The organism is Protofrankia sp. Cr1 (assembly GCF_963555865.1).
In the GTDB taxonomy this organism is placed as follows: Bacteria; Actinomycetota; Actinomycetes; order Frankiales; family Frankiaceae; genus Protofrankia.
This window is the reverse complement of the sequence record NZ_CAUVXO010000084.1, coordinates 1-4,629: the sequence shown is the minus strand read 5'-3', so window position 1 is coordinate 4,629 and position 4,629 is coordinate 1. Positions and strand designations below refer to the sequence as shown.

The 4,629-nt window shown below is 66.9% G+C and carries 4 protein-coding genes; 2 read left to right on the top strand and 2 right to left on the bottom strand.

What is annotated here, in order from left to right:
• Window positions 1–47: 47 nt before the first annotated feature.
• Entirely contained in the window at window positions 48–1,067 is a 1,020-nt protein-coding gene (gene gnd / locus U9980_RS09780; protein ID WP_322767643.1) for a phosphogluconate dehydrogenase (NAD(+)-dependent, decarboxylating), read from the top strand.
• A gap of 54 nt (window positions 1,068–1,121) precedes the next feature.
• Here gnd and U9980_RS09775 read toward each other — a convergent pair whose 3' ends face one another.
• On the bottom strand, window positions 1,122–1,712 hold the full coding sequence (locus U9980_RS09775; RefSeq protein ID WP_322767637.1) for a L,D-transpeptidase family protein: 591 nt from the start codon (window positions 1,710–1,712) through the stop codon (window positions 1,122–1,124).
• Between the two features lie 444 nt (window positions 1,713–2,156).
• Between U9980_RS09775 and U9980_RS09770 the strand changes: the two genes are divergently transcribed.
• A complete protein-coding gene (locus U9980_RS09770; RefSeq protein WP_322767636.1) occupies window positions 2,157–3,014 on the top strand; it encodes a hypothetical protein in 858 nt (285 codons plus the stop codon).
• Window positions 3,015–3,159: 145 nt separating this feature from the next.
• On the opposite strand, the gene thiC is transcribed toward U9980_RS09770, so the two are convergent.
• Window positions 3,160–4,629 (bottom strand): phosphomethylpyrimidine synthase ThiC (thiC, locus tag U9980_RS09765; protein WP_322767635.1); only part of this gene is annotated, 1,470 nt, incomplete at its 5' end.

Genomic DNA, 4,629 nt, shown 5'->3' with positions numbered 1-4,629 from the left:
GCACCAGCACCAGCACCAGCACCAGCCCAACAACGACGGGAGACCTCGTGCAGCTCGGGATGATCGGTCTTGGCCGGATGGGCGCCAACCTGGTGCGTCGGCTCATGCGCGACGGGCACGACTGCGTCGTCTACGACGTCAACCCGGCGGCGGTGGAGCAGCTGGCGGCCGAGGGCGCGACCGGCGCCAGGACGCTCGCGGAGTTCGCGGCGGCGCTCACCGTCCCCCGCGCCGCCTGGGTGATGGTCCCCGCCGGGCTCACCGGTGAGACCGTGTTCGCGCTCGCCGAGCACTTCGACGCTGACGACATCATCATCGACGGTGGAAACTCCTACTACCGCGACGATGTGGACCGGGCTGCCGAGCTCGCCGACCGGCGCATCCACTACGTCGACGTCGGCACATCCGGTGGGGTCTTCGGGCTGGAACGCGGCTTCTGCCTGATGATCGGGGGCGAGCGTGACGTCGTGTCACGGCTCGAACCGCTGTTCGCCACGATCGCCCCGGGGCTGGCGACGGCACCGCGTACGCCGGGTCGCACCGGTGAACCGACCCAGGCCGAAAAGGGCTACCTGCACTGCGGGCCGAACGGAGCCGGACACTTCGTGAAGATGGTCCACAACGGCATCGAGTACGGGATGATGGCAGCCTTCGCCGAGGGGATGGCCATCCTCAGCAAGGCCGGCATCGGCCGGGAGCATGCCGGTGACCACGACGCCGAGACCACCCCGTTGGCGCACCCTGAGTACTACCAGTACGACCTCGACATCGCGGAAGTGGCCGAGGTCTGGCGCCGGGGCAGCGTGGTCAGCTCCTGGCTGCTGGACCTGACAACGGCGGCGCTCGTCGAGGACCCGAAACTGGAGTCGTTCAGCGGCCGGGTGTCCGACTCGGGCGAGGGCCGCTGGACCGTACTCGCCGCGGTCGAGGAGGGTGTACCCGCCCATGTGCTCACCACCTCGCTGTACGAGCGGTTCGCCTCCCGCGGCGAGGCCATGTATGCGGACAAACTGCTGTCTGCAATGCGCAAGCAGTTCGGCGGCCACACCGAAAAACCAATCGGCTGACGCCTATGTGCTGAGCGCTGCTACGTGCTGAGCGCTGCTACGTGCTGAGCGTTGCTACTTGCTGAGTGACGCCACGTCGCCCATGACGATCAGCGGCCGGCTGGCGGGCGACAGCCACGCGAGGATGGCGATGATGCCCTCTCGGGTCACGGTGACGCAACCCTGGGTCGCATCACCGTGATCAACATGTAGCCAGATGCCGCCGCCGGCCGCCGCGCCGAGGGGACGGTTCGGGTCTGATGGCGGGTAGCCGGGCATCCGGTTGTAGTCGATCGCGACCACGTAGTCGAACGCGGCCGCCATGGCCGGCTCACCCGCCTGATAGTAGGACGGCCGGTACTCGTACGGCATCAGCGTGCCCGGGTCGGGTTGACGCCCGCCCGCGGCGGTGAGGGTGAACACACCGACTGGGCTACGCAGATCACCATCTATATGGTCCGACGACCAGCCGTTTTCCGCGTTGCGGCCGGTGAGTGGAGCAGCGACCTGGATCCAGCCGCCACCACCGTCGAGGCGTTGCCACAAGGTAACTGTGTTGATCGTGGCTGTCTGGTCAGGCGCCGACACCACAACCACCTGGCGGTTCACGTCGGTGATCCGCCCGGACATCTCCGCACCAAGCTCAGAAATCGTCGTGTACTCCATCCGGCCGTCCGTGCCTCCCCTCCGCAGCCCGGGGTGCCCTGGTCCAGGCACATGTAACGCGCCCACGGCGCCTTCGACAAGTGCCGTGGTCAACTCCATGGTCGCAGGGTCGGTGATTTCGGTCGTGATGGCGACAACTTTCACCTACCGTCAGACGCCGATCGGCGGGCGCGTAGGTGGATACGGTCGCGTCAATGACCCTACCCACCTACCGATCATCAGATTAACCGGGACCTGGCCGGACACGGCCGAATCTGGCCAGATCTGGCCGGATCTGGCCGGTCGGTCTCGCCATCCACAGGTTTTTGATCAGCCTTTCGGACCAGGCTGAAGTCGTGCCACCGTACCGGAATGGCTTTTAACCCGGATTCAGCCCATATCGATACTCATGGCCCTGGCTCCGGCTGGGAAAAGATCGCAGAGTCCCAGTGCGGGGTCATCGCGGTGCGCACCGCGCTCCGGGCTGGCCTCACCCGGTCGGACATCCGCTGGAAGATCACCAGTGGCCGCTGGCAACGCCCGATGCACGGCGTACTCGTCACCCATTCCGGTCCGATCACCAGCATCCAGGCGATGTGGGCCGCCATCGAATCGATCGGTCCGGGCGCGGTCCTCGGCGGCGCCTGTGCCGCCTCTTTCGACCGCCTCCGCGGCTTCGACGGCGGGCCGATCATCGTGATCGTCGATGCCACCCGGCATGTCGCTCCCCGACCCTGCGTCCGCATCCATCGGAGCAAGAACCTCGGTTCAGATCACGTACACCCACGGAAGGTGCCGCCCAGGACGCGGCTTCCCCGGTCGATCCTGGACATGGCCAACTGGGCCGAGGACGACGATGACGCCCGCGCGGCGCTGGCCGCCGGTGTCCAGCAGCGGCTGGTCACCGTCGCGGACCTTCGTCGCGCCGTGGAAGGACGCGGACCGCTACGCCGCCATAGCCTGATCATCGACACCCTGAGCGACCTTGACGACGGCGCCCACTCGGTAGCTGAAATCCTGTACCGGAATATCGAGAAACGCTTCGGGCTGCCTTCCGGCCAACGACAGAAGCAGATCGACGCCGGTGGCCGGCGTTATCTCGACGTCTGGTACGAACCGTGGCGGGTCTGGATCGAGATCGACGGTGGGTATCACCGGGAAGCACAGCACTGGTGGAGCGATCTGGCCCGGCAGAATGCCGGCGTCCTCCAGGACCGCATGATCCTCCGCTTTCCCGTTCACGCGCTGCGGAGCCAGCCGGAACACGTCGCCGGTCAGGTCATGACAGCGCTCCGCCAGCGCGGGTGGGACCCGGATCTTTAGAACGACCGGGGCAATAGGGACGCAGCGTCGCGGCACCGGGCGCGGTTAGGTGGACCACGTCACCATGGCGACCGATTCCACCTACCGTCGGACGACATTCGGCCGAACGGTAGGTGGTTCCGGTCATCAGGACGGCCTCAACGGCCTACGCTTGGTCGGCGATGGGGAGGTAGAGCCGGGCACCGTGGGCTGCGAACTCCTCGGCCTTCTCCCGCATCCCCGCCTCAACGGCCTCGGTGGTATCCAGCCCGTGGTCGGCGGCGTACTTACGCACGTCCTGACTGATCCGCATCGAGCAGAAGTGCGGGCCGCACATCGAGCAGAAATGGGCCGATTTGGCGGGCGCCGCGGGCAGCGTCTCATCATGGAACGCCTCGGCGGTTTCCGGGTCGAGCGCAAGATGGAACTGGTCGGCCCAGCGAAAGTCGAACCGGGCGTCGGAGAGGGCATCGTCCCACGCCTGGGCGCCCGAATGCCCCTTGGCGAGATCCGCCGCGTGGGCTGCGATCTTGTAGGCGATCACGCCGGCCTTCACGTCGTCGCGGTCGGGCAACCCGAGGTGCTCCTTGGGCGTGACATAGCAGAGCATCGCCGTGCCGTACCAGCCGATCATCGCGGCGCCGATCGCGGAGGTGATGTGGTCGTAGCCCGGCGCGATATCCGTGGTCAGCGGCCCAAGGGTGTAGAAGGGCGCGTCGTGACACAACTCGCTCTGCAGCTCCATGTTTTCTTTGATCTTGTGCATGGGGACGTGCCCCGGGCCTTCGATCATGACCTGGACGTCGTGCGCCCACGCGACAGAGGTGAGCTCCCCCAGCGTTGCCAGCTCCGCGAGCTGGGCGGCGTCGTTGGCGTCCGCGATCGACCCCGGCCGCAGCCCGTCCCCAAGGGAGAACGTGACGTCATAGGCCCGCAGAATCTCGCACAGTTCGGCGAAATGCGTGTAGAGGAAGTTCTCCTCATGGTGAGCCAGGCACCAGGCGGCGAGCATCGAGCCGCCGCGGGAGACGATCCCGGTCTTGCGCCGCGCGGTCAGCGGGACGTAACGCAACAGCACCCCGGCATGGACGGTCATGTAGTCCACACCCTGCTCGCACTGTTCGATCACGGTGTCCCGGTAGACCTCCCAGGACAGCTCCTCGGCCTTACCCCCGACCTTCTCCAGCGCCTGATAGATCGGCACAGTTCCGATCGGCACCGGGGAGTTTCGAACGATCCACTCTCGGGTGGTGTGGATGTCACGCCCGGTGGACAGATCCATGACGGTGTCGGCACCCCAGCGGGTCGCCCACACCATCTTGTCGACCTCCTCCTCGATGGACGAGGTCACCGCCGAGTTTCCGATATTCGCGTTGATCTTCACAAGGAAGGCGCGGCCGATCGCCATCGGCTCGGACTCCGGGTGGTTGGGGTTCGCCGGCAGCACCGCCCGACCGGCCGCGATCTCCGTGCATACGGTCTCGGCGGACAGACCCTCCCGCAGGGCCACGAACTGCATCTCCTGCGTGACTTCGCCGCGGCGGGCGTACGCCAGCTGGGTGACCGCCCGACCGGCCAGTGCCCGGCGAGGTGACCGCGCCCGCAGCCCTTCACCGTCACGGATCACGGGCCCGGC

Bases quoted from the DNA above. Each gene is read 5' to 3' on its own strand.
- U9980_RS09775 (WP_322767637.1), bottom strand. From the start codon at position 1,712: ATGGAGTACACGACGATTTCTGAGCTTGGTGCGGAGATGTCCGGGCGG.